The organism is Cecembia calidifontis (genome assembly GCF_004216715.1).
GTDB classification, from domain to species: Bacteria; Bacteroidota; Bacteroidia; order Cytophagales; family Cyclobacteriaceae; genus Cecembia_A; species Cecembia_A calidifontis.
This window is the reverse complement of record NZ_SGXG01000001.1, coordinates 3,104,174-3,124,948: the sequence shown is the minus strand read 5'-3', so window position 1 is coordinate 3,124,948 and position 20,775 is coordinate 3,104,174. Positions and strand designations below refer to the sequence as shown.

15 protein-coding genes and 1 pseudogene are annotated in these 20,775 nt (G+C 43.1%); 9 read left to right on the top strand and 7 right to left on the bottom strand.

What is annotated here, in order from left to right; all coding sequences use genetic code 11:
- Window positions 1-22: 22 nt before the first annotated feature.
- A complete protein-coding gene (locus BC751_RS13470) occupies window positions 23-505 on the bottom strand; it encodes a deoxycytidylate deaminase (protein WP_130275995.1) in 483 nt (160 codons plus the stop codon).
- A 164-nt stretch (window positions 506-669) separates the two neighbouring features.
- On the opposite strand from BC751_RS13470, the gene BC751_RS13465 reads away from it, so the two are divergent.
- Together BC751_RS13465 and BC751_RS13460 are read left to right on the top strand one after the other, a co-directional pair.
- Window positions 670-951 carry a DUF202 domain-containing protein gene (locus tag BC751_RS13465; protein WP_130275994.1) on the top strand — a complete coding sequence of 94 codons (282 nt, stop codon included), beginning with the start codon at window positions 670-672 and terminating at the stop codon, window positions 949-951.
- Between the two features lie 204 nt (window positions 952-1,155).
- Window positions 1,156-2,052 carry a Ppx/GppA phosphatase family protein gene (locus BC751_RS13460; protein WP_130275993.1) on the top strand — a complete coding sequence of 299 codons (897 nt, stop codon included), beginning with the start codon at window positions 1,156-1,158 and terminating at the stop codon, window positions 2,050-2,052.
- A 190-nt stretch (window positions 2,053-2,242) separates the two neighbouring features.
- Here the strand turns inward: BC751_RS13460 and ppk1 are convergent, their stop codons facing one another.
- The 5 genes from ppk1 to glsA all read right to left on the bottom strand — a co-directional run bounded on the left by ppk1 (window position 2,243) and on the right by glsA (window position 8,869).
- Complete coding sequence (gene ppk1, locus BC751_RS13455) at window positions 2,243-4,363, bottom strand: polyphosphate kinase 1 (RefSeq protein WP_130275992.1); 2,121 nt, start codon at window positions 4,361-4,363, stop codon at window positions 2,243-2,245.
- Between the two features lie 118 nt (window positions 4,364-4,481).
- Entirely contained in the window at window positions 4,482-6,440 is a 1,959-nt protein-coding gene (gene gyrB, locus BC751_RS13450) for a DNA topoisomerase (ATP-hydrolyzing) subunit B (protein ID WP_130275991.1), read from the bottom strand.
- Between the two features lie 274 nt (window positions 6,441-6,714).
- Complete coding sequence (locus BC751_RS13445) at window positions 6,715-7,092, bottom strand: CoA-binding protein (protein WP_130275990.1); 378 nt, start codon at window positions 7,090-7,092, stop codon at window positions 6,715-6,717.
- Window positions 7,089-8,042, bottom strand: coding sequence for a glycine N(alpha)-acyltransferase GlsB (gene glsB / locus BC751_RS13440; protein WP_130275989.1), 954 nt, complete (start codon window positions 8,040-8,042; stop codon window positions 7,089-7,091). Before glsB ends, BC751_RS13445 begins: the two co-directional genes overlap by 4 nt.
- Window positions 8,043-8,044: 2 nt before the next feature.
- Complete coding sequence (gene glsA, locus BC751_RS13435) at window positions 8,045-8,869, bottom strand: lyso-glycine lipid O-acyltransferase GlsA (protein WP_130275988.1); 825 nt, start codon at window positions 8,867-8,869, stop codon at window positions 8,045-8,047.
- Between the two features lie 228 nt (window positions 8,870-9,097).
- On the opposite strand from glsA, the gene BC751_RS13430 reads away from it, so the two are divergent.
- A complete protein-coding gene (locus tag BC751_RS13430) occupies window positions 9,098-9,931 on the top strand; it encodes an SDR family NAD(P)-dependent oxidoreductase (RefSeq protein ID WP_130275987.1) in 834 nt (277 codons plus the stop codon).
- 67 nt (window positions 9,932-9,998) lie between these two features.
- Here BC751_RS13430 and BC751_RS13425 read toward each other — a convergent pair whose 3' ends face one another.
- Entirely contained in the window at window positions 9,999-10,673 is a 675-nt protein-coding gene (locus BC751_RS13425) for a hypothetical protein (RefSeq protein ID WP_130275986.1), read from the bottom strand.
- Window positions 10,674-10,770: 97 nt separating this feature from the next.
- On the opposite strand from BC751_RS13425, the gene BC751_RS13420 reads away from it, so the two are divergent.
- From BC751_RS13420 to BC751_RS13395, 6 genes and pseudogenes are all read left to right on the top strand, one after another.
- Window positions 10,771-11,667, top strand: a complete 897-nt coding sequence (locus tag BC751_RS13420) for a class I SAM-dependent methyltransferase (RefSeq protein WP_130275985.1) — start codon at window positions 10,771-10,773, stop codon at window positions 11,665-11,667.
- Between the two features lie 326 nt (window positions 11,668-11,993).
- On the top strand, window positions 11,994-13,178 hold the full coding sequence (locus tag BC751_RS13415; RefSeq protein WP_130275984.1) for an aspartate aminotransferase family protein: 1,185 nt from the start codon (window positions 11,994-11,996) through the stop codon (window positions 13,176-13,178).
- 84 nt (window positions 13,179-13,262) lie between these two features.
- Window positions 13,263-13,463: pseudogene (locus BC751_RS22730) on the top strand (IS256 family transposase); the annotation flags it as partial.
- Between the two features lie 344 nt (window positions 13,464-13,807).
- A complete protein-coding gene (locus tag BC751_RS13405) occupies window positions 13,808-16,207 on the top strand; it encodes a penicillin acylase family protein (protein ID WP_130275983.1) in 2,400 nt (799 codons plus the stop codon).
- A 503-nt stretch (window positions 16,208-16,710) separates the two neighbouring features.
- Window positions 16,711-17,130, top strand: coding sequence for a peptide-methionine (R)-S-oxide reductase MsrB (gene msrB / locus BC751_RS13400; RefSeq protein ID WP_130275982.1), 420 nt, complete (start codon window positions 16,711-16,713; stop codon window positions 17,128-17,130).
- Window positions 17,131-17,204: 74 nt separating this feature from the next.
- A complete protein-coding gene (locus tag BC751_RS13395; RefSeq protein ID WP_130275981.1) occupies window positions 17,205-20,438 on the top strand; it encodes a S41 family peptidase in 3,234 nt (1,077 codons plus the stop codon).
- Window positions 20,439-20,775 lie beyond the last annotated feature (337 nt).

The following is a 20,775-nucleotide window of genomic DNA, read 5'->3' as shown; positions in this document are numbered from 1 at the left end:
TAAAAGCTTTTCAGTTCCTGGGTCAAATTAAGGGATCTTCAAACTGGATTTCTTTGCCGTACTTTACAACCTCCACACCAAACTTCTCCAAAAATGCGATTCCTTCATCGTATGGTAGCCCTTTATATTCCGCATAAGAATACATATAGATCACTTTAACGATTCCGATAGAGAAAATAATCCTGGCACAGGCAAGGCAGGGGGCCAATGTTACATATAAGGTGGATCCGTCTACAGAAGTGTTGTTTTTCACTGCATAAAGAATCGCATTTTGCTCTGCATGGATGGCCAAAGTACAACTGCCTTTGCTATCCCTAGCACATCCTGTATCGGGGAATTCCTCATCACAGTTATGCGTTCCGGCAGGAGGCCCATTGTATCCAATCGAAATGATCCTTGTGTCTTTGGTCAGCACTGCCCCTACATGTTTTTTGATGCAATGTGATCTTTTGGCCAAATTGACCGCCAATTCCATAAAAATATCATCAAAATTCGGTCTGCTCATGAATATATTTCTGCTAAGATTTGTTTTTAAAGAACCTAAAGTCAAAAGTAATTAAACTGACCCATTATTAGGAAAGAAAGGGAACAAATTAGCAAATTTGCCCTGTGAACGAAAATAATATCGGAAATAAGACAAACCTTTAAACTTCAGAACAAGTACGGCTTATGGAAAAAGAGAATTTAAGTGAAAACGAATTGATTGTCAGAGATTATCTGGCGCGTCAAAGAACCTACTTAGCCAACGACAGAACGCTTTTATCTTACATCAGAACTTCCCTTTATTTTTTGGTCAGCGGTACCGCTTTGATGGAAGTGAATGCTTTGGAACACGTTAGAGACCTAGGTTATCTTGCTTTTGGATTGAGCCTTGGAATGTTGTTATTAGGAGTATTTAATTTTTACAAAGTAAAAAGAAGACTGAAAAAACATTATTACCGGGAAATGTGACCTCCTGCATTTAATCCATAAAAACCTCCCTATACCACGACTTTAAGCATTGAAGTCAAAAAAATGATACCAAATGATCTACAAATGGAAGGGGATAAGCAAAGCAACGGAAGTAATATGCATATAGTAAGTAAAAAAAAAGCGTTTTTTTATCCTATGAATCGGATTTGAGTTAATTTAGGTATCCAATCATTTAATTACATTTTGAGATTAGCAGCAGTTGACATCGGTTCAAACGCCATCAGGCTTCAGATTACCACGGTAACCACCTATGAAGGAACCACCAATTTCAAGAAACTGGAATACCTCAGGTTTCCCTTACGCTTGGGACTAGACGTTTTTCATAACAAGAAGATTTCTGACAAGAACAAAAGAAAATTCATCAAGTTGATGAAAGCTTTTAAACTTTTGATTGACCTGTATGAAGTAGATGACTATATGGTCTGCGCTACATCTGCCATGCGGGAGTCGGAAAATGGAAAGGAAATCGTGGAAGAAGTTAAGGAAGATATCGGACTGAAAATCCAGATCATTGATGGTAACCTGGAAGCAGAGTTGATCAATCTGGCCCTTTGGTCCTATATTGATGACAAATCCTACCTCCACATAGATGTAGGAGGAGGAAGTACCGAATTGAACATCTACTCGAAAAAAACCAAAATCGCTTCCAAATCCTTCAAAATTGGTTCTGTCCGGGCATTGGAAGATAATATTCCGCTTTCTGTTTGGAAAAGCATGAACCGCTTTATTGAAGAACACATAGGGAAAAAAGAAAAAATCACCTGTATAGGAACAGGGGGAAACATCAGCAAAATTTTCGAACTCAGCAATCCTCCTAAAAACAAGACTTTTATCCAAATTGACAAAATCAAGGAAATCCAGCAATACCTCGAATCCTTTACTTATGAAGAAAGGATCAACAAACTGAACCTCAATCCTGACAGGGCTGACGTCATTATCCCGGCCGCCAAAATTTATCTCGCTGCCATGACTGCAGCCAATTCGAAAAAAATGATTGTGCCTGATGTAGGGCTCAAAGACGGTTTAATGCAAGTCCTGTATAAGAAAAACAGAAACAAGAAACACACTTCTTCGCATTGAGCTACTTTATTCTTTTAAACTAAAACACCAACAGTCACTGCGAATGAAATTTGTTTTTATAATTCCAGATGGAAAGAAAGCAGATAAAAAATCCCACAAAGCCACTTGTCTTACACCGCCCAAAATGCATTCAGGGTTATAGAGACGAATCTGGCTTTGTAGGAACCTATACTCAGAAATCAGGCTTACTTCATATCAATTTTACCTTCATGACCTCTTCTACGGTCACGTTGAAAAACTCCTTGTGGACATTGAATTCCTCTTCATCTGCCTGAGGCAATTTTGGAACATAGGTCCCATCCTCAAGCATTCTGTAAGCGTTTACATTGTCTTTTAGATTGTAAGCCAGGATATTCATCAGCTGTTTCTCCAGCAGGGGATCTTCAACCCTGAAAAGAGATTCCAGCCTTTTATCAAAGCTCCTTACCATCATATCTGCTGAACCTGCGTAGGTCCTTGTATCTCCATTGTTATGGAAATGGTAAATCCTGGAATGCTCAAGAAAATCACCTACAATCGAAATGACCTCAATATTTTCGCTGAGACCTCTTCTTCCTGGTCTCAAACAACATATCCCCCGAATGATCAACTTAATAGGAACCCCGGATTGAGATGCCCTGTATAGCGCATAGATGATCTCGGAATCTTCCAATGAATTGACCTTGATAAATATCCCTGCCGGAAGTCCTTTTCTGGCATTTTCAGCCTCCTGCTCAATGAATTCTATCAATTGGTTTCTCATGTCCCTTGGAGCAGTAATCAGATTCTGGTACACGGTAGGCATGGAATGTCCCGTAATTACATTGAAGAATTCTGAAACATCATTGGCAAGCACTTCATTGGTGGTCAATAATCCAATATCGGTGTACAGCCTTGCCGTATCTTCATTATAATTACCTGAACCCAAATGAACAAAACGGGTCACTATATTGTCGTCCTTCTTAACGATTAGAAGGAGTTTGGTGTGGGTCTTTAGGTTACTTATACCGTAAATGACAAAACATCCTGCTTTTTGCAGTTTTTTGGCTTCACGGATATTGTTTTCTTCATCAAACCTCGCCTTAACTTCAAACAGTACGGATACGTGTTTTCCGTTCTCAGCCGCCCTCAATAATGCCTTCGTTATCCTTGAATCTTTGGCCAGCCTGTAAATGGTCATTTTAATGGCCATCACATTTGGATCCTCAGCTGCCTTTTCTATCAGGTCCAAGATCGGGTCAATATTATTATAGGGATGGTGCAACAGGATATCCCTACTCTTAAGTACCTGAAAAATATCATCAGCACCGTCTTCCGGATACGAGATCGGAGGAACAGGTGCAGGCATTTGTGGAATCTTATCTTTGAATCTCTTATTACCTATTACCTGCCAAAGCCCTGTGAAATCCAACATACTGGCCCTTTCAACTTTGAAAATGCTGTCATCCTTGATGTTCCAGCGCTCCTTGAGCAAGCTGACCATCCACTTGGAATAACCCTCTTCAATTTCAATACGGACCACCCTACCGGTCTTTCGCTCGTTCAGTTTACGCTTCACTTCTTCCAGGAAGTTAGCATCCATATCCTCACTTTCCTCCAAAGTGAAATCCCCGTTACGGGTAATCCTGAACAGGTTGATAGATTCTATATCCACATTTCGGAAAAGAGAAACAATATTTTCCCGGATGACTTCCTCAATAGGAATATAAACGACCATGTCCTCCCTTTCAATCTCAAAGAAACGGGGGATATTGGCAGGAATCTGTACAAATGACAGCTTTCTGTTTTCTTTCTTGTCCCCAGGGGCTAAGGTCACCACTCCAAAAATCAGCAGCTTATTCATCAAAAGAGGAAAAGTCCGGTAACCGTCAAAGACCATAGGAGTAAGCATAGGATACACTGCTTTATTGAAATAGGATTTGATATATTCCCTTTCTTCAGGTTCCAGGTTTCTGACATTGCTCAAAATGAATCCACTTTCGGACATTTTGGGCAGTAAATTTTTCAGAAAATGCTCCTGTTGTCTTTTATGGAATTGCTGGCATTCCAACATCAGTTTCATTTTGAAAGGCTCCTCCCTTAAGCCAGAGTAATCTACCCTTTCTTTTTCATAATCAAGGTAATTGTACAGAGAACCCACCCTGATCATGAAGAATTCATCCAAATTGGAAGCTGTAATGGCCAAAAACTTCAATTTTTCAAAAATTGACCTGCGCTCTTTTTTGGACTGGTCCAACACCCTTTCATTGAATTTCAACCAGCTCAAGTCCCTGCTGACCAGGTCACTGCTTTCAATGATACTATCAAATCTGTCTGTTGTCGCTACTCTCATAAGCCTTCCTGATTAGTGCAAATCTAACAATCTATCGGCATGATTTATCATACGTAAGTTTAACAATTTATTATAAAAAAAGGGGCACTCGGCCCCTTTTTCCATGATCGGTGAAGTATCAAGTGTCAATCTTGGCATACTTCGCATTCCTTTCGATGAATTCCCTTCTTGGGGCTACCTCATCCCCCATCAACATGGAAAACAGGTGATCGGCTTCCGCCGCAGATTCAATGGTTACCTGCTTCAGGGTCCTGGTATTAGGATCCATAGTAGTACTCCACAATTGTTCAGGGTTCATTTCTCCCAAACCTTTATATCTCTGAATATTGACTGATTCTTCCTTCCCTTCACCTGCCATTTCTTTGATCAGTCGCTTTCTTTCTTCCTCTGTCCAACAATATCTTTCATCCTTGCCTTTTTTGAGTAGGTACAAAGGCGGCTGCGCGATATAAACATACCCCTTTTCAATCAAGGTCTTCATATAGCGGAAGAATAAAGTCAGGATCAAAGTCCTGATATGGGAACCATCAATATCGGCATCCGTCATGATGATGATTTTATGGTACCTCAAATTGGAGAGGTCAAGTTCTTTTTCGTCATTGACAGTTCCAAACTTTACCCCAAGCGCAGTCAAAATATTTTTGATCTCATCATTGTCGTAGATCTTGTGCTCATGCGCCTTTTCCACATTGAGGATCTTACCCTTCAAAGGCAAAATTGCCTGGAAATCCCTGTCCCTACCCTGTTTGGCAGACCCCCCCGCAGAATCTCCCTCTACCAGGTAAAGTTCGCAAAGCGCAGGATCGGAATTGGCACAATCAGCCAATTTTCCGGGAAGGCCACCTCCTCCAAGGACATTTTTCCTCTGAACCATTTCCCTGGCCTTTCTTGCTGCATGCCTGGCCTGAGCGGCAAGGACAACTTTGCCCACAATAATCTTGGCTTCTTTAGGATGCTCTTCTAACCAAGTTTGCAGTACCTCGGATACTGCACTGTTTACGGCTCCCTGTACATCTGAGTTGCCCAGCTTGGTTTTGGTCTGTCCTTCAAATTGAGGTTCGGCAACTTTAACTGAAATAACAGCCGTCAAACCTTCCCTGAAGTCATCCCCTGAAATGTCAATTTTCAGCTTATCCAGCATACCGGATTTATCGGCATAAGCCTTCAAAGTCCTTGTCAAAGCCATCCTGAAACCGGAAACGTGTGTTCCTCCTTCGTAGGTATTGATGTTGTTGACATAAGAAACAACATTCTCAGAATAGGAGGAATTGTAGCTCATGGCCACTTGAACAGGAACTCCGTTTTTTTCTGTATCAATGTAAATGGGAGTTTCAATAATTTTCTCCCTGGTTTCGTCCAGATACTGCACAAATTCCACCAATCCACCTTCTGAATAGAACATGTCGGACCTTGGTGTACCATCCTCTTCGAGTTCCCGCATGTCCTTGAGGAATATTTTTATGCCTGCATTCAAGAAAGCTAGCTCTCTCAACCTATTGGCAATGGTTTCATATTTATATTCACCAACAGTAAATATGCTCAGATCCGGCTTGAAGTGAATAATGGTGCCTCTTTTGTCCGTAGTGCCCACTTCCCTCACCGGGTACTGGGGAACACCGATACTGTATTCCTGCTCGAAAATCTTTCCTTCACGGTGAACAGTTGCCTTAAGATGGGAAGATAGGGCATTCACGCAGGAAACACCTACCCCATGGAGACCTCCTGAAACTTTGTAGGTATCTTTATCAAACTTACCGCCTGCGTGTAGAACGGTCATTACAACTTCAAGGGCTGATTTTTTTTCTTTTGGGTGAATATCGGTAGGAATGCCTCTACCATTATCTTCTACCGTAATTGAGTTGTCTTCATGGACAGTAACATGGATGGTATCACAATGTCCCGCCAAAGCCTCATCAATGGAGTTGTCCACTACTTCCCAAATCAGGTGATGCAAACCTTTGATGCCCACATCCCCTATGTACATGGCGGGTCTTTTTCTAACTGCTTCTAAACCTTCTAATACCTGGATATTACCAGCTGAGTAATCCTTCTGATTTCCTTCTTTATTTTCGCTCATAACAAGTTTCAAACACTTTTTTCTTGCTGAAAAAAGGGGTTTTTTCTTTCAATAATCAACCCGTAATAATACGCAAAAAAATCGAGAGCGCACACCCATTTTACACATGAGTTACAACTGTTTTAAACTTTCGAAAAGTGCTTTTTGGTTTTTGAACCAATAACTAATTTAAATTCAAATTTCTCCCCATTTTCAAAATTTTTTAAGGATGAAATCACCCTTTTCGAAATGGATTAAAAAACACCTAATTTAGGATGGAATCAGAAATTTCAATCTAAAACTGTCCCGAACTTAACAAAACCAAGTTACAAGCCCTGCATACCTCAATGCCATGGGACTTGGCAAGGCCATAGAATTCGGGATTTTCTGTACCGGGATTAAAAATGATCCGCTTAGGTTGTAGTGAAAGAATGTAATCATACCATTCCTTTTGGTTTTGAGGACCGAGATAAAGGGTGACCGTATGTACATCTGGAATCAGCGGTTTTTCCTTTAAATCCAAAATTTGCTGACCAAAGACTTCTCCCTTTTTTATTCCTACAGGTACAAAAGGGATTTTTCGCTCCGCCAACATTTCAGCCGCCAGGTAGGCATAACGTTCAGGATTCGTACTTGCGCCAAGAATCACTGTTTTTTTATCCTGCATCTTCATCGGCTTCCAAACACCCTATCCCGCTCAAAAGTTTCCAAATGCCTGTGTTTTTTACTTTCGTAGATATCGGCTATAGTAATCAATATGCCGGTCTCCTCCACTGCACCAAATTCATCATTCAGAGCCGTGCCAAAGGTCTTCATCGTCGGGGAAAGGTTCATGTAAGTATTGATTAAGGGAGGGATGTTTTCACCATGTGCCCTGATTTTACTATTGAGCAGTTTATACCCTTCTTTGTAATCCAAGCCATCGAATACTCCTTCAAAATTTTTAGGATCTGTCTCATAACCAAGTGCAAGGTGCGTAAGAGGCCTCACCAAATGATCCGGATCAGGGAAATAATGGTGCATGAAATAAAGCAATAAATCCCTGGCTTCCCTATTATAATGTGGATACATGGTTACCTTGCCAAAAAGGTATTTGATGTCAGGATTGAGCATGACCACAGCTCCCAAACCATCCCAAAGATTATCCAAAGAAAACAGCCCTTTTCTATTATCGACGCTTGGCTGATACTTAGGCTGGACAAAGGACCTGCCCAACTCAATGGTATAAGGAATATAATCTTTCAGAAATCTATCCGAAAAGGAAAAAAGATGTGCAGTGGACAGATTGATATGACCATGCTTATCCAAACCCGCATTTTTACATTTTATCAACCTGTATCCCGCTACAATTTCCTGATCCTCTGGATTCCAGGTGATCAGCTGCTGGTAACAGTTTTCATTGGTGTCATTTTCATCCAAATCCAAAGAAAGTCCGGTTCCTCCCCCTGCTCCCCGAAAAGTAAGCTCTCTCAATCTTCCAATTTCCCTTACAGTATTGGGAGCATTGTGGTAATCCACCAGATAAATGTGATTGTTACCATTGTTGGTATACCTAAGAAACCTATCAGGTGTAAGTTCACGGTTCAAAAATTCACGATCAACTGCGGGTATAATTGCTTGCATAATTATTTCTTTTCAGCCATTTGGTAAACCAGGTTTTTGACCTCTTCAGCCCATTCACTTTCACTTTTTGATTGATCAAAATAATCGTAAGAAATTGGTTTTCCTATATGAATGACTACTTTTTTACCCCGCTGGGCAAACATTTCATCAGCCAGGTAAAACATTTCTATATTTGACTTAATCCCCAGCTTTTTACGCAAATTGGCAAAATTGTAAAAGAAGTCAGAGTTCCTTCCTTCAATATAAACAGGCACCACATCTTTTTTATAGCGCTTGGCTTTGGAGATAAAACTTTTCTTCCATGTAAGGTCTTTGATCCCTCCGGGTTGCTTTCTGGAAACCAGTCCTGCCGGAAAAACCAAGACCGCATAATCCCCGGCATATGTTTCTTCTATCAATTTGGTCACCTCTCGGCTATTGGCTCCATGCTTGTTGACGGGAATAAATATCGGTTCAAAGTTTTTGATATTGGTCAGGATATCATTGACCAAAAAACGAAGGTCTGTACGGTACTTTCCCAATGCATGCATAAAAGCTACCCCGTCCATGCCTCCCAAAGGATGGTTGGAAGCAAAAATTACCTGTCTGTCCAAGGGTATGTTTTCAGCACCGGTAAGGGTTACCTCTACCCCAAATTCATCGATGAGCGCATGTACAAACTCCAGTCCCTGCAAATGTCCGATCTTTGCCATGACGGCATTGATATCCTTTTCATGCACGATACGCTTGATGTACCGGATAACAAACCCCGGAAGCCATCTGTGCAGCTTGGCATTTTTATTTTTGAGCACTTGCTCAATATCAATAAAGGGTTTACTCGCCTCCAAGACAATTTATTTTTGTGAAAAACCTCCATGAGAGGTCCTCATTAATTAACTGATATCCAAAAGCATAAGTAGGGATCAAGCCCCTCAGGCTTTTGTTTTGGGTGATTTTTTAAAATTATTCTGAACCAAAAGTACAAATTTTTGCGGAATCCTTGGCAAGACTTTGAATCAACAGAATTTTATTTCCAAACCAAATTCATGGAAAATAGTTTTTACATAAAAACACCTATGAAATTAGCCATAACGGGACCAACCTCAGGAATTGGGGCAGTGACTTTCCATCAGTTGACTCCTATTTGCAAAGAAGTATTTTTTCTGGCAAGAAATAAGGACAAGGCTCAGGAAGAAATAACCAAACTACCTGCACATGAGCAAAGTAAAGTCAGGTTTATTTACACAGACTTTGCAGATTTAGATTCAGTAAATAAGGCTGCGCTGGAAATTCAAGAAATGACCGGTCATTTGGATATTTTAATCAACAATGCCGGGGGTATTTTTCAGGAAAAAGTAAGCACCAAGGATGGGTTTGAACTCACACTTTCCGCCAATCATTTGGGCCATTTTTTATTGACCAATAAACTTATGCCTATCCTATTAAAAGCAAGAAATCCTAAGGTCATCAATGTGAGTTCAGAAGCCCATAAGGCAGCGAAAGTCAATTTTGAGGATCTGAATTATACCCACAACACCTATAGCGCGTTTACCGCTTATGCCAACGTCAAACTTTTTAACATCCTATTTACCAAATCCCTTGTTGAAAAATTCGGGAAGAATGGATTAAGGTCCTATGCCCTCCACCCTGGTGTGGTGAAAACAAACTTTGGAAATGAAGCCGGAGGGATTTTCAAACTTTTCTGGTGGATGGCCAAGCCCTTTATGATCGATGCCCAAGAAGGGGCCAAGACAAGCATCTTTTTGGCAAAATCTCAATTGCCTGAATCCCAAAATGGATTTTACTTCAAAAACTCCAGGCCAGGATCTCCCTCAAAAACTGCCCTATCCAAGGCCATGAGGGAAAAATTATGGACAAAAAGTGAAGCACTCTTGGAAAAATATCTTTGAATCTAACGGAAGCGAAAATTCCCAAGAATCAAATTTCCTTGGGAATTTTTATAAAAGCACTTCCATTTTACCTATGTATCATCTCAAGTAGTTGCTTCATCCCTGAAGGACGGTCAGGTTTGATATTGTTGGATTTGATAAAAGCCATTGCCTCGTTGTATTTAGGTCCCGCAATCTCCTTGATCCCAGAGTTATTGGTCTTGAACTCTTTGCTGGAAAGTCCTGAAATTCTGTAGAAACGCGTGCTCTGTTTGTAAGTATCATATTGCGGTCCCGTGTATCCGTCTTTAAGCACAGTAGGCTCAACCAGGTACTTGGAATGCAGTGCTACAAATTTCTCCTTGTCATTTTCAAAAAGAATTTCCACAATTCTCTGTTTCCCATCAATATACTCCATCCGGAAAAGTTTGGGTTCATCTTCTAAGGTCTGAAGCCATTCCCAGTTTTTCAATACCAAAGGCTCACTTTCCACCCCACCGGTCTGAATGTAGACTTCTTCTTTTTCAGGAAGGATATTGAAGGGAATATCTTCATAAACCTTGCCTCCTTTGAGGGAAACCTTAGCAGATTTGGGTTCGTCGTACAAAAAGGGCGTACCTTTGACCCCATCACTCTTCGCATTGAAACGAAATGCCCTTCCGTAGTCCACCTCATTTTGTTTGAGGGATGAAACTGACTGTGCATTAACCACATGCAAGGACAGCATCAAACTAAATGTCAACCAATAAACCTTCTTAACCATAAACTCTTTACTGATTTATTTAACTTTCCCTAAGTTCCGAATCTATTCCCAAATTTAAAATCAAAATGCAGTTCAATTATTCCATTAATTTTGCATCATGAAGGAAACCATCTTATCACTTTGTCCCTCACATTGGGAAGACTATGAACTGATCGATACAGGAGGCTTTGAAAAACTGGAAAGATTTGGCCCATATATCCTAAGCCGTCCTGAACCACAGGCCATTTGGGACAAGTCCATGCATGAAGAAGAATGGAGAAAAATTTCCCATGCCCATTTTGCCAAGGAAAAAAACAATCCTGAAAAAGGACAGTGGAAGGAACTGAAGAAAATCCCTCACAATTGGCAGGTAGGCTACAGGAATCCTGATGGTCTCAAAATGAGACTAAACTTAGCCATGACTTCTTTTAAACATATAGGATTGTTCCCCGAGCAGGCAGTCAACTGGGATTATATCTCAGATACCCTGAAAAATTTCCCGGTCAAAAACCCGAAAGTGCTGAATCTCTTTGCCTATACTGGTGCTGCATCGGTAGCGGCACGTGCCTGCGGAGCAGATGTTACCCATTTGGATGCCGTCAAGCAGGTAGTGACCTGGTCCAAACACAATATGGAAGCCTCTGGCTTGGATGGTATCCGTTGGATTGTGGATGACGCGATGAAGTTTATACGCAGGGAAGTGAGAAGGGGCAATATCTATCACGGGATTATTCTGGACCCTCCGGCTTATGGCCGGGGACCCGATGGAGAGAAATGGATCCTTGAAGAACAGATCAATGAAATGCTCAAGCTATGCGCACAGCTATTGGACCCAAACCATCACTTTCTGATCCTGAACATGTATTCATTGAGTTTCAGCTCCATGATTGCGGCCAACCTGATCCAATCGAACTTCGGGGATGTTGATAATGCAGAGCACGGAGAACTCTACCTAAAGGATAATTATGGCAAGAATTTACCATTGGGTATCTTCTTCCGGTTTAGGAAGGTGTAGGATCGTCTACGAAACTTGCTTGTAATAAGTGTTCAAAGTTCATGGTATAAAGAACCAAGGCAAAAGGCAAAAGTTAAAAGGATTCATAAGTTGAATGAACATTGAACTTTTGAACAAAATAGATTCTTGGTACATCGTACTTGGTACTTGGTTCATGATTCTTGTCTCTTATTTCTTACTACTTGCATCTTATCTCTAATGTCTGACCTCATAAAATATTATTCCCAACCCTGCATCCTGGCTCCTCACTAAATCAATCCAGAGGACTGATTCTTAACGTTCGGCCCTCTCTAAATACTCGCTTCTAATCTCTAATAGTCTTACAAATGAATAACCGCCAACTCTTTCTTTCCCATCTGGCCCAAACCACGGATTTCCCCTTGATGATCGAAATTGAAAAAGCAGAGGGGGTATTTATGTATGGTCCCGATGGTAAAAAATATTTGGACCTTATTTCCGGAATTGGTGTCAGCAATGTGGGGCATAGACACCCCAAAGTATTGACTGCTATTCAGGAGCAGTTGGACAAATACCTGCACCTGATGGTTTACGGAGAATATGTACAAAGTCCTCAGGTAAATTTGGCCAAGGCCTTATGTGACACTTTACCTCCAGATTTGGACAATGTCTATCTGGTCAATTCAGGCTCGGAAGCTGTGGAAGGAGCCCTGAAACTGGCGAAACGTTTTTCCAACCGTAGGGAAATCATTTCCTGTGTCAATGCCTATCATGGTTCATCCCACGGTTCACTTTCGGTCGGTGGCAATGAAATTTTTAAAAGAGCATATAGGCCCTTATTACCTGGGATCCGAAATATTGTCTATGGAGCCTTCCATCATTTGGATCAGATCACCGAAGACACTGCAGCGGTCATTATAGAAACCATCCAAGGGGAAGCTGGAATCAGAGTAGCCTGTAAAGAATACTTTCAGGCTTTACGCAACCGCTGTTTTGAAACCGGCACCTTATTGATTTTGGATGAAATTCAGGCCGGATTCGGAAGAACAGGAAAATTCTGGGCTTTTGAGCATTTTGATATAGAGCCCGATATCCTTGTCTGTGCCAAGGGTATGGGAGGCGGTATGCCCATAGGGGCATTTATTGCCAACAAAGAAGTCATGGGTGTATTCAAAAACAATCCTTTGCTGGGCCATATCACCACCTTTGGAGGACATCCTGTTTCTGCTGCCGCATCCTTGGCCACCATTCAGGTGATTCAGGAAGAAAACCTCCTGGAGCAGGTGGAAGAAAAAGCAGCTTTGTTCAAAAAACTGCTCGTCCATCCCATGATTAAGGCGATACGAAATAAAGGCCTGATGATGGCAGTGGAATTTGAATCCTTTGAAGTGTTGAAGCCTATCATCGACCGGGCCATAGATAAAGGCGTGATTACGGATTGGTTCCTGTTCTGTGATGACTCCATGCGCATCGCCCCTCCCTTGATCATCAGCCATACAGAAATCGAAGAAGCCTGCAGGATGATTCTTGAAGCGATTGAGGGGGTTCAGTGATTGGGAATTAGTTGATTAGTGATGAGTGGTGAGTGATGAGTTAACGTTAAATGTTAAGCGTTAAAAGTTCAGGGTTCAGGGTTTCCGGTAGAGGCACTCCAAGGAATCATGCGAAAACTGATAAAAAGCAAATCTGCATGGGCATCGAAAACAGCACTTTTGCAACAGCTCTATTTATCGATCAGCCCGAACGAAAAATCATGGAGAAGAAAAGCTTTCGGATGGACCTCCGTCCAGCGAGAAATCATGGAGTTGTACCCAGAGAGGGTACCACAAAAAAATTAGACTTAACCTTAGACACAGTTTAATGAATTCTCCATTCTTAACTCTACATTCTACATTCTATATTAACAGCCCTAAAAAGGCATGATAACAAAACGATGATCGAAGGCCATCGGTAAAAGATATCCCTCTAACCCAAATGGAACAAAAAGGGCTCCAACTAAGGTACCCCTTCCTTCAAAACTCCAACCAAGACAACCTGACAACTCTGACAACCTGAAAAAACCACTCTTCATTCCTAATTCTTCATTCTAAATTACCCACTCGCTTCTCGTCTCCCGCCACTTGCTACTCTCCCTACAATCCCTTATTTTTCAGCTCGCATTTATATACCCAAATACCAACCCATGAAAAAATTACTCCTTGTCTTAATCATCCTCTTTTTTGTGGCCATCGCCGGCTATCAGATTGTCAAATACCAACACAGCCCAACATACAACGGAACGATCGAATTGGCCGGTCTGGAAGCTGAGGCAGAAGTTTATTTTGATGATTATGGAGTTCCACACATCTACGCTTCCAATGAAAAGGATGCCTACATGGCCCTGGGCTATATCCATGCTCAAGACCGCCTTTTCCAAATGGAGATGATGCGCAGGGTCGGCACAGGCACTTTGGCAGAAATGCTGGGAGAAGATGTATTGGAGGTGGATAAATTTTTCCGCACCCTTGGCATCCCCAAACATGCCGCCTGGAGTACAGAAACATGGGAGGCAGAAGGACAGACTCCTTGGAAAGCCGCTACAGAAGCTTACATCCAAGGGGTCAATCATTTCATCCAAAATGGTAAGCTTCCTATTGAATATACCTTATTGGGTCATAAACCAAGGGAATTCACCATCAATGATATCCATGGTATAGTGGGGTATATGTCCTTCACCTTTGCCATGGCCATGAAAACCGACCCTTTGGTAACCAAAATGGCCAGAACCCTCAGCCCAGATTACCTGAAAATCCTTTCTGTACATACCCTGCCGGAACATCATGTAATTCCAAACCATTATCCGAAAAGGGATCCGGAAACCCAAGAAATCCTGGTAGCCAACAGTATCCACGCATTGCTGGAAAAATTGCCGGTTCCCCTATTGGAAGGCAGCAATTCCTGGGTGATTGCTCCCTCAAGAACGGCTTCCGGGGAAGTGCTTTTCCTCAATGACACGCACATTGGCTTTGCCCAGCCTTCTGTATGGTATGAAGCACACCTGGAATATCCTGGTTTTTCCTATTATGGCAATCATCTGGCCGGTATGCCATTTGGTTTGGTGGGCCACACCCGACATCACAGCATCGGACTGACCATGTTTGAAAATGATGACCAGGATTTTTTTGAGGAACAACTCAATCCCAACAATCCTAATGAAACCATGTATGGTGAGGAATTCCGTCCTTTGACCAAAAGAACAGAATCCATTCCTGTCAAAGGAAAGGATCCTGTTGCCTTTGAAATCGTGGAATCCATTCATGGACCTATTATGAATGAAGTACTTCCCGACATTGGCAAACTTACTGCCAATCCTGTAGCCTCCTGGTGGGTTTATGTTTTGGAACCATCGAAGGCTTTGGAGGCAACCTGGAAAATGGCAAGGGCAAAAAACATCCAGGAAGTAGAAGATGCCATAAGGTTGATCCACGCCCCTGGATTGAATGTGATGTATGGAGACAAAGCCGGCAATATAGCCTGGTGGGCTACGGCCAAACTTCCAATCCGTCCCGATCATGTGAACAGCAAAATTTTCCTGGATGGTAGCAATCCTGCAGAAGAACCCATAGGCTGGATTCCTTTTGAAGAAAACCCCATGAGTATCAACCCGCCTTCAGGTTTTGTTGCTTCTGCCAATAACCAGCCCGATACTTTGAGCAATGGTATTTTCTACCCGGGCTACTACTATCCGGGAGACCGCTGGGACCGCATCGCCAAAACCGTGACCGCAAGAAATGACTGGACACAGGAAAGCATAAAAAAACTGCAACTCGAAGCTATCAATGAAAACCATCCCATCAATGCCCGAAGCATGATGGCTGTGGTGGATCCCGGCCTGTTCAGAAATTACGAGCCTGTCCGTGCAGCCCTGGAAAACTGGGACGGTAGCCATGACCTGCGAGCCCTTGCTCCTACCCTATATTACAAATGGCTTTATCATACCCTACATGGTATGATGGTCGATGAGCTGGGGGAAGAGGACTTCCAGAATTTCATCAAGACATTCCTATATATCCGAAGCATACCCAGATTGATCCGGACTGCTGATTCTCCCTGGTGGGACAATGTAAATACCCCTGAAAAAGAGACAAAAAAAGACATTGTGGAAAAAGCTCTGAAGCAGTCTTTGGAAGAACTTCAGAATCAATTGGGAAGGGACAGTCAAAAATGGGAGTGGCAGAAAACAGTGGTGCTGGAACACCCGCACCCCTTAGGGGCCAAGAAGCCTTTGGACAAAATCTTCAATGTACAGGCCCCTCCCGTTACAGCCAATGAAGAATCCGTCAACAAATTGCCATTTACCTTAAATCCCGATGGCGTTTACAAAGTGAATTCCGGTCCGGCAATGCGAATTATCATTGACTTTGCCAATGTGGAAACCGCCGAATCTGTCCTTCCAACCGGTCAGAGCGGCAACCTCTTCAGCCCTTGGTATGCCGACCAAGCAGAAATGTACGCCAAAGGCCAATACCGCCTCATGCTGATGAACGAATCCATGATCAAAAATGGAGCGAAGGGGAAGGTGGTTTTCAGGAAAAGTGAGTAGCGGAGATTGATGAGTGATTAGTGATTAGTTAATTGGTTGATTTGGTTGTCGGGTTGTCGGGTTGGGAATGAATTAATTTGTTGATTTATTTAATTAATTAGTGCCATTTTACTTTGAATGAAAATTACAGCAAAGGTATTGGATGGAGTTAAAACATAATAGACTGAAATATGCCTTTCCTTGTCACACCGACGAAGGAGGTGTCTATTAAATACTTCTCCATCTTGGTTGATAGATTTACCATATATTAAGATGAAAAGACCTCTCCTACCGTCCCCGCCTGAACGGAACGGGCAGGGAGGTGACAAGGATAAGCTCTAATTAACAATACGAAACCCTTAAAGGCCTTCACTGGTTAACATAATCCAACAAAGACAACCCTTAAACAACAACCCTACAACTATTACAACAGCAACAACCTGACAACAAGGACAACCCGACAACTACTACAACAATTATAACCACTACAACCAACCCCAGCATAAAAATAAAACTCACGAATCATGAAAAAGAAACCAACCCCAACCTTCCCCATCCAAAAACCCGAATCAGAATGGAAAAAGGAGCTGGATCCTATCAGCTACCATGTGCTCAGGGAAAAAGGAACGGAAAGGCCTTTTACCGGGCAATATTACCTCAACAAAGACACAGGGATTTACGAATGCAAAGCCTGTGGGAACGAAATTTTTCACTCTTCTGCCAAATATGACAGCGGTTGCGGCTGGCCTTCCTTCACCGAACCGATAAGCCCCGATTCCATTGTGGTACAGATGGATTATTCCCATTTTATGATCAGGGAAGAAATACTCTGCGCCAAATGCGGTGGCCACCTGGGACACAGATTCCCCGATGGCCCCAAAGACCGGGGCGGCATCCGCTACTGCATCAATTCAGTCAGCATGGATTTCAAAAAAGAGGAATAGGATTATACCAACGGCTAAAAATCCTTCCCCCAATACCTTAAATTGCATTTCTTTCAATCAAACTGATATAACGTATGAGAAAATTACTTTTCTTAGGTCTTAGCTTTTTGCTTCTTGAAGGCCTCTTCGCCCAGGGAAGCATGTTGCTAAGAGAACCTGCCATCAGCAAGGATTACATTGTATTTGTCCATGCCAATGACCTCTGGAGAGTTCCCAAAAACGGTGGGGATGCCATCCGCCTTACTTCCAATGAAGGAGCCGAAAACCTGCCAAACTTCTCCCCTGACGGCAAATACATTGCTTTCACTGCCCAATATGACGGAAATACAGATGTCTATGTCATTCCTGTAGAAGGAGGAGAACCCAAAAGATTGACCTGGCATCCCGGGGCAGACCTGGTGACCGGTTGGACACCGGATGGCAAGTATGTGCTCTTCACCTCTGCCAGGGAAAATGTCCCTACCAAGGAATCTAAATTCTTCCGCATTCCTGTTACCGGAGGCATGGAAGAACCACTTCCTATCCCTAGGGCCGTAAATGGCAGGATTTCCAATGATGGCAAATATATCGCCTACCAGCAGATTGCCTTTTGGGATCCTGAATGGAGAAATTACAGAGGGGGACAGGCCAAACCCATTTGGGTGGTGGACTTGGAAACCTTCGAACTGAAGATGACGCCCCAGGCCGATAATGAAAGACATACCCAGCCCATTTGGCATGGAAATAGGGTATTTTTCCTTTCTGAAAGGGATTTTGCCAATAACATCTGGTCTTATGACCCTGCAACCAGTGATCTGAAACAGGAAACCTTTCACAAGGATTTTGATGTCAAAAACCTGGACTCGAATGGAACCGAAATCGTCTATGAACAGGGCGGTTACCTTCACCTCTTGAATCCAGCCACTGGTCAGACCAAACAACTGGAAATCCATATCAAGGGTGATTTCCATTGGGCCAGAGAAAGATGGCATGAGGTAAACCAAAGAGGTTTGCTTAACGCATCCCTCTCTCCGACCGGACAAAGGGCACTTTTCGAATACAGAGGAGAAATCATTACAGTCCCTAAGGAAAAAGGCGATGCCAGAAATCTCACCAACACTTCAAGAGCTGCAGAAAGAGCTCCGGTTTGGTCTCCAGACGGACAGCAGATCGCCTGGTTTTCTGATGCCAGTGGTGAATACCAATTGATGATCGGGGACCAAGAAGGGTTAAAGCCAGCGAGAACCATCACCTTGCCTAAAAGCACCTTCTTTTTCAAGCCCGATTGGTCTCCAGACGGCAAGCACATCGCCTTTACGGATACGGATTATAACCTTTGGATAGTCAATGTAGCCACAGGTACAGCTAAAATAGCAGATACCGACCGCTTTGCCCATCCCAACAGGAGTCTAAATCCCGTTTGGTCCCCGGACAGCAAGTGGGTGGCATATGCCCGCCTTTTGGACAATCAGTTCAAGGCCATATTTACTTACAATGTGGAAACAGGTAAGAAAATACAGATAACAGACGGTATGGCCGATGCCATCACACCCGTTTGGGACCAAAATGGAGCATACCTGTATTTTCTGGCCTCCACCAATTTTGGCTTAAATACTGGTTGGCTGGACATGAGCAGTTATGACAGACCGGTAACAAGAAGTCTGTACCTGGCTGTACTCAGCAAAACCGGTAAGTCTCCTCTCCTACCGGAAAGCAATGAAGAATTGCCCAAAACAGAGAACGGGGAGAAAAAAGACAATAATAAAAGCGTTACGGTCACCATAGATGAGGAAGGGTTGTCCCAGCGCATCGTTGCTGTGGATATTCCGGACAGGAATTATACAGCCCTGATTGCCGGTCCTGAAAACCATGTCTTTTACCTGGAAAATATCCCCAATCAGACCGGGCAGACACTCCACCGCTACAATTTCAAAGACAGAAAATCTGAAGCCTATCTAACGGGAGTCAATACGGCGACCGTCTCCTTTGACCGTAAGTCTCTCCTTTACCGGGCCAATGGCAACTGGGGCATTGTAGAAACCACTGGTAGCCCTAAAAAACCGGGAGATGGCGCCCTGAAGGCCCTTTCGGGTTTCAAAATAAAAATCAACCCTAAAGAAGAATGGGAGCAGATTTACCGCGAAGGCTGGAGGTATCAGCGGGACTTCCTCTATGTGGACAATGTGCATGGTGCCCCTTGGGATGAAATTTATGAGTGGTACAGGCCTTGGGTAGCCCATGTCAAGCACCGCTCTGACATGAACTATGTGATCGATATCTTAGGCGGTGAAGTGGCCGTTGGGCATAGCTATACCTCAGGCGGTGATTTCCCAAATGTTAAGACGGTAGATATTGGTCTGCTCGGTGCAGATATCGCCCTTGAAAATGGCAAATACCGTATCAAAAAGATTTACCATGGCGAAAACTGGAATCCTACGCTTCAGGCACCATTGTCAGTCCCTGGCGTAGATGTGAAAGAAGGTGACTACATTCTTGAAGTAAACGGGGTCACTTTGGACAGCCAAGAGAATTTCTACCAATATTTTGAGAACACAGCAGGCAAACAGATCAAATTGAAAGTCAGTGATCAGGCTAATGGTACCAATGCCCGATGGATTACCGTGGTTCCAGTGGCCAATGAAGGACAGCTGCGCATGATGGATTGGGTGGAAGGCAACCGTCGCAAGGTGGACGCCCTTTCAGGGGGCAAATTGGCCTATGTTTATGTACCCAATACCGGTCAGGGTGGTTATTCCTATTTCAACCGCTATTATTTTGCCCAACAGGACAAAAAAGGCGCCGTGATTGATGAGCGGAACAACGGAGGCGGTTCTGCAGCCGATTATATGGTTGATATCATGGGCAGGCAGCTTCACGGTTATTTCAACAGCCGCGCCAATGACCGTAGGCCGTTTACTACTCCGATGTCCGGCATCTGGGGTCCCAAGGTAATGCTGATCAACGAAAGGGCCGGTTCAGGAGGAGACTTGCTCCCCTACCTGTTCAGCAAAATGGAGATCGGACCTTTGATCGGTACGCAGACCTGGGGAGGCTTGGTTGGAACCTGGGACACCCCAGCCTTTATTGACGGGGGCAGGATGGTGGCTCCAAGAGGAGGATTCTTTGATGTGGATGGAGAATGGGCTGTAGAGGGTGTTGGTGTAAAGCCGGATATTCCTGTGGAACAAACGCCAAAAGATGTGATCGAGGGCAGGGATCCACAGTTAGAAAGGGCCGTTCAGGAAGCCTTAAAGCTATTGGAAACCGAGGGTGTGGAGCTCAAACCTGAGCCCCAGGCCCCTATCCGCTACTTCAGGCCTAAGGATTAAGATTTTGATTTCTTCATTTTATTAACAAAGACCTCTGGGGTTTCCAAAACCCCAGAGGTCTTTGTTCTAATCCTACTTTTTCAGATTGATTTTGTGAACTTTTGTGACTTTGTGGAAATAAAAACAATTTATCAAACTTTTCTTGCTATTAGGTCAAATCAATCCCGAAGGGATTAAATACCAAAGGTTATTTGCCCCGGATTAAATCCGGTGGTAAAATGGCGAAAATTTCATACCGTCCAACCAACCCCAAATGGGGTTAAATTTAAACCTTTATCTAGGAGGCTCATCCCTATTGCTGTACATTTGATTAACAAGAACATTAGTGGAAATCCGC

Coding starts and splice junctions, on each gene's coding strand:
- BC751_RS13470 (WP_130275995.1), bottom strand. CDS start 505: ATGAGCAGACCGAATTTTGATGATATTTTTATGGAATTGGCGGTCAAT.
- BC751_RS13465 (WP_130275994.1), top strand. CDS start 670: ATGGAAAAAGAGAATTTAAGTGAAAACGAATTGATTGTCAGAGATTAT.
- ppk1 (WP_130275992.1), bottom strand. CDS start 4,363: ATGAGAGTAGCGACAACAGACAGATTTGATAGTATCATTGAAAGCAGT.
- gyrB (WP_130275991.1), bottom strand. CDS start 6,440: ATGAGCGAAAATAAAGAAGGAAATCAGAAGGATTACTCAGCTGGTAAT.
- BC751_RS13445 (WP_130275990.1), bottom strand. CDS start 7,092: ATGAAGATGCAGGATAAAAAAACAGTGATTCTTGGCGCAAGTACGAAT.
- glsB (WP_130275989.1), bottom strand. CDS start 8,042: ATGCAAGCAATTATACCCGCAGTTGATCGTGAATTTTTGAACCGTGAA.
- BC751_RS13430 (WP_130275987.1), top strand. CDS start 9,098: ATGAAATTAGCCATAACGGGACCAACCTCAGGAATTGGGGCAGTGACT.
- BC751_RS13425 (WP_130275986.1), bottom strand. CDS start 10,673: ATGGTTAAGAAGGTTTATTGGTTGACATTTAGTTTGATGCTGTCCTTG.
- BC751_RS13420 (WP_130275985.1), top strand. CDS start 10,771: ATGAAGGAAACCATCTTATCACTTTGTCCCTCACATTGGGAAGACTAT.
- BC751_RS13415 (WP_130275984.1), top strand. CDS start 11,994: ATGAATAACCGCCAACTCTTTCTTTCCCATCTGGCCCAAACCACGGAT.
- BC751_RS13405 (WP_130275983.1), top strand. CDS start 13,808: ATGAAAAAATTACTCCTTGTCTTAATCATCCTCTTTTTTGTGGCCATC.
- msrB (WP_130275982.1), top strand. CDS start 16,711: ATGAAAAAGAAACCAACCCCAACCTTCCCCATCCAAAAACCCGAATCA.
- BC751_RS13395 (WP_130275981.1), top strand. CDS start 17,205: ATGAGAAAATTACTTTTCTTAGGTCTTAGCTTTTTGCTTCTTGAAGGC.